Source organism: Nonomuraea aridisoli, from assembly GCF_003236395.1.
GTDB classification, from domain to species: Bacteria; Actinomycetota; Actinomycetes; order Streptosporangiales; family Streptosporangiaceae; genus Nonomuraea; species Nonomuraea aridisoli.
This window is the reverse complement of sequence record NZ_POUD01000431.1, coordinates 1-5,055: the sequence shown is the minus strand read 5'-3', so window position 1 is coordinate 5,055 and position 5,055 is coordinate 1. Positions and strand designations below refer to the sequence as shown.

General features: G+C 74.7%; 1 protein-coding gene and 1 pseudogene. Both read left to right on the top strand.

The features are described from left to right. Nucleotides 1–30: 30 nt before the first annotated feature. On the top strand, nt 31–4,536 hold the full coding sequence (locus C1J01_RS46110) for an RHS repeat domain-containing protein (protein ID WP_111185326.1): 4,506 nt from the start codon (nt 31–33) through the stop codon (nt 4,534–4,536). Nucleotides 4,537–4,546: 10 nt separating this feature from the next. Continuing rightward, a pseudogene (locus C1J01_RS46105) lies at nt 4,547–5,055 on the top strand (hypothetical protein); the annotation flags it as partial.

Genomic DNA, 5,055 nt, shown 5'->3' with positions numbered 1-5,055 from the left:
GTCCCCCATCCGGCCGGGGGCGGTGATCGGGTGACGTCGGCGCTCGATCTGCTGGACGGCGCGAACGCGCCCGCGCTGGCCGGCGCCCCCGGCAAGGGCAGGAACGTCGCCACCGTCACCCCGGCGAACTCGGTCACCACCGGCGCGACCCCGCCGCCTCCGGCAGCCGTCACCACCGCCCCGCCGCCTTCCAGGGGCGCGGGTGGGCCGCATGGTCCCGCGGGGTCGTCCGGCTCGGAGATCCAGCGGTTGTGGAACGAGGACGCCGACGCCGTGCACTCGTTGTTCGGCCGCGCCGACGATCCGGCACGGCCGGAGCGCATCGAGGCGTGGCGTGACCTCGTCCAGGCCCGTGGGGAGCAGGCGAGCGCCCACAACCTGGTGCGGAACATCGACTCCCTGACCGGATCCGGTTCCACCCCGTCCCCGCTCCACCTGCAGGCCCGGCAGACTCTGCACGCCGCCGACACGCGCGTCGGCGACGCCCTCGACCGGCTCGCGTCGCTGGGCGTCGACCCGGCCCACATCGAACGCCGGCTCACCGACCTCGCCGACCAGAGCATCCGCGACCGCCCCCGCGTGATCGCCGCAGGCCACGCGGACGACCTCACGGGCACTCCGTCGCACGTGTCCGGGACGGGTGCGGCGGAGACCTCCGCGCGAGGGTTGCGGCTGCCCGGGGACGGAGGGCGGATCGTTCCGGACGGGGCCGGGCGGTACGTGTTCACCGACGCGGGCGGTCGTCCCGTGCCCGAGCACAGTGTGGTGCGGACGGGCGACGGATTCCGGGTGCAGGAACCGACGGGTGCGTACCGGATCTTCGACGCGGGCACCGGGCGGTGGCTTTCGGTGCGGTACCCCGACGGCGGCGGGAACCCGATCGCGCGGGTCGTGGACGCCGATGGCTGGCCGGTGGCGTACGTCGGCGTCACGGAGCGGCCGGGCGGCGTCCGTCAGATCACCGATCTGACGGACGGCTCGTTCGTGCGCCACGGCCCTGACGGCGCCCACGTGGAGACCGGCGCCCCGCTCCGTGCGCCGGACGGCACCCGTACGTACGCCGTCTTCGACGACCCCGCCCACGCCGGACGCCTGGAGGACGCCGCGGGCAACCCGGTCCCCGGCCACGACGTCGTCAGGACCGCCGACGGGCTCCGGGTGCAGGGGCCCGACGGCCGGTACCAGGTGTTCGACGCGGGCACCGGCCACCTCGCCGAGGACGCCGTACGCCTGCGCGGCCCCGGAGGCGACCTGGTGGACCGGTGGGTCTCCGTCCGCCACCCCCAGGACGGCGGCCCGGCGACCCTCCACGTCCTGGACGCCGGCGGCAACCCCGTCGCGCACCTCACCGTCACCCGCCACCGCACCGGCGTCCACCAGATCACCGACACCACGAACGGCTCCTTCACCCGCCACACGACGGACGGCGCCCGCCTGGAGACCGGCGCCCCGCTCCACGCGCCGGACGCCACCCGCACGTACGCCGTCTTCGCCGCCGACGCGCGCGTCGGCCACCTGGAGAACGCCGCGGGCCACCGGCTCCCCGGCCGCGTCGCCACGGCCCTCGACGACGGCGCGATACGGGCCACGTACGACAGCGGCCCGCGCAGCGGCGAGTTCCGCGTGCACGCCGCCGACGGCACGCTCACCCATTCCGGGTTCAACGTGCTCAAGGACGGCAGGCGCACCGACTTCCAGTACGTCGTGGACCACGCGAGGCAGACCTGGGCCAGACCGGGGGGCCAGGGCATGTTCCACCACGGCCGCGCCGTGGTCGAAGGCGGCGAGGTCCGCCTGTTCAGCGCGACGGGCAACCCGGTGGAGGTCTTCTCCCGCAGGCCGTACCCGGGCGGCGGCGTCCTGGACGCGTTCCGGCGCACCGACACCGTGGACTTCGGCCGGACGACCCGCACCACCACGTGGGCGCAGTGGGACGACACGGGCGCGATGGTGGCGCACGGCGTGCGCGAGTTCGACACCTCGGGCGTCGCCTGGCGGGACGTCGACCACCGCGGGAACCTCGTCCACCAGCACCGCGACGGCCTGCACAAGGGCCATGTCCTGGCGGTCAAGGAGGACGGCGAGTGGCGCTGGCACCGCTTCGACGCCGCCGGCCACGAGCTGGCCCAGGGCGTACGGACGATGGACCTCGACGGCGGCTGGACGGACACCCTGGCCGGCGGCGCGGTGGCGCAGCGGCAGTGGGGGCCCGCGCATCTGCCGCAGGTCGCCGACCACTACCGCGAGTACGGCTGGGACGCCGTCAAGGGCGCCCCGGCCGACACCTGGAAGGCGCAGTCGAAGCAGGGCAAGGACGTCGGCGCGCGGGAGATCCTGCCGGACGGCGGCGTGCTCACCACGACCAGGTGGTCCGAGCAGCGGCCCCCGCTGTGGGCGCGCGAGGCCCTCGTCCGCGCCGCGCCGCCGGAGGCCCTCGTCCGGCACCTGAAGACCGACAACCGCTTCCAGATCTTCACCTGGACGAAGGAGGGCGCCGGGGAGGCGAGCGGCGGAGTCCGTTACGTCGGCATGGACGGGCGGTTCTTCGACCTCGACGCGAACGGCCGCCTCGTGCGGTTCTCCGGCAAGCTGCCCGACGGCACGGGGCTCAAGGTCGGCGACCTCGCCACCCCGCCCGGCCACGCCCCCGGCGACCCGTCGCACCTGCCCTGGCAGGCGGGCGGCACGAAGGGCTACCGGGTGCCGCTGGACGCCCCCGGCCCCGGCCGGCCCCTCTGGCAGGACCGGTTCATGGACGGCGGCGAGTGGCGGGTGGCCCGCGAGGGCTTCCCCGACGGCGAGGTCCGCGACTACGGGACGCCGCCGCGGGTGAACGCGGCGACCGGCGAGCTGCGCGACGTGGACGTCCCGTGGACCCGGCGGGACGCGCACGGCAACCTCACCGGCGAGCAGTACCTGTGGACGGACCCGGACGGCGCCGTCCACCGCGTCACCGGCACCGGCCGCATGGACTCCGAGACGTGGACCTGGCAGAGCAAGCCGCTGAACGGCGGCCCGGTCACGTCCGGCGAGCGCCTGTACTTCCGCGGCTCCCGCGACATCAGGCTGCCCTGGGACGACTCCTTCCGCGACTTCGACCCCACCGGCGCGCTCGTCCGCGAGCGGGACATGCTGGGCGGCGGCCAGTACGTGGAGTCCTGGCGTCACGGCGAGCGCTGGACCGCCGCCAAGTTCGACGCGAACGGCGACCAGGTGCCGTTCGACGGCGACCAGGTGCGCCAGTGGTGGGACCCGCGGACCCGTGCCTGGGCCGACCAGCCGGTGGGCGACGCCCGCCACTTCCGCGACGTGCTGCGGCAGCCGGGGGCCCGTCCGGTGGTGCTGCGCGAGGTTCCTCCGCACCTGTCGGCGCAGGACGGCCCGCTGCGGGTCCGCGAGTACGTGCCCGACGGAGGCAACGCGACGCCGGGCACGTGGAAGGAGTTCGACCACGGCGCGGTGGTCCGCGAGCGCAAGGCCCTGCCGGACGGCACGTTCCTGGAGAAGGACGCCTGGCGCGGCCAGTGGCGCAGGTACGACGGCGACGGCGCCGTCATCGCCCAGCGCACCGACCGCGGCCTGGTCTTCGAGCAGGGCCCCAGGGGGCTGCGGCTCACCGGCGACGAGTACGACTTCCGCGGCCCGCTCACCGAGCTGCGCGGGTGGGGCCGCGGGCTCAGGGAGGCCAACCGCCTGCCGTGGGGCGGCTCGGTCCGCCTGGACGGCGAGCTCTACCGGAACGCGCTGGACGGCCTCACCGGCCTGCCCCCGGCGCGTGACGGCCGGGTGTCGCTGGGCGAGGCGGCCTACCAGTCGTACGCCAAGGTGCTGGCGAAGAAGGTGGCGATCGAGTTCGGCCAGGAGTTCATGCTGGAGTTCGGCGCCAACCTGGCGGCCAACGGCATCGTCGCGGCGATCCAGAACAAACCGTTCACCGGCCAGGACGTCCTCAAGTCGTTCGCCAACGCCGCGGTCGGCGCCGCCGTCAAGACCGGCATCGGCACCGGGATGCACGAGGTCAGGGGCGCCCGTTGGGGCGAGCCGAAATCCGTCTTCGCGAACGTGGACAGCGGCAAGCACCCGCAGCGCCGGCCGTTCCACCACGAGAAGACGTGGGCGAACGAGTGGGGCGGCAACGAGAACCCGGTCCGCTGGCGCGGCGGCACGTACGACTTCGGGTTCAACGCGAGCGTGGGCGCGTTCGTCGGCTGGGTCAACGGCAGCATGAACGCGGCCGTGTGGGGCGTCACCGGCGCGGACGGTCAGACGCGCGTCCTGTCGGGCGGCGACGCCGTGCTGGACGGGGCCATCGCGGGCCTCGGCGGCCTGGTGACGGCCGGCGGCACGGCGGTGGCCAGGAACCTGTTCATGATGGGCGGCGGCGGACGCCTCTTCCACCGGCAGGGGTTCGCCGACTTCTGGTTGCAGATGCCGTTCAAGATCGTCGAGAAGTTCGTCAACACCGCATTCGTCGTGCCCTCGCTCCGGGCGGCGATCAACCCGCCGTACTACCAGGCTCCACCGGCACAGCAGTGAGGAAACCATCGTGATGCGCCCTGAACGGTTCCACTCCGTCGGCCCCAAGGGTCGCGGCGTGCACCGCCGGATCGCCGACGCCGTCCGGGCCGCCGCGCCCGGCGACCGGGTGCTCGTGGCTCCCGGGCGGTACGCCGAGTCGGTGGTGCTGCCGCGCGGGGTCACGCTGGCGGCCGAGCACGGGGCGGGCAGCGTCCTGCTGTCCGCGCCGCCCGGGTCCGGGCCGGCGCTGACGGTGGAGGGGGCCGACTGCGTGGTGCACGGCCTGGTGGTGGAGGCCGCCGCCCCGGCCGAACCCGCGATGAGCGTCGCCCCGGGCGCGGGCCTGGTGATGACGGACTGCGTCGTGCGCGGCGGCCGCATGGAGATCCGCGGCACCTCGGACGCCACGCCGTACCCCCACGAAACCGCCGCACCGACCGCGAGCCCCGCACCGACCACAGGACCCACCCTCATAGGCCCCGCACCGACCACGCCGTACGAGACCGGTCTTCCGGGCCTGTCCTCTTATACACATCT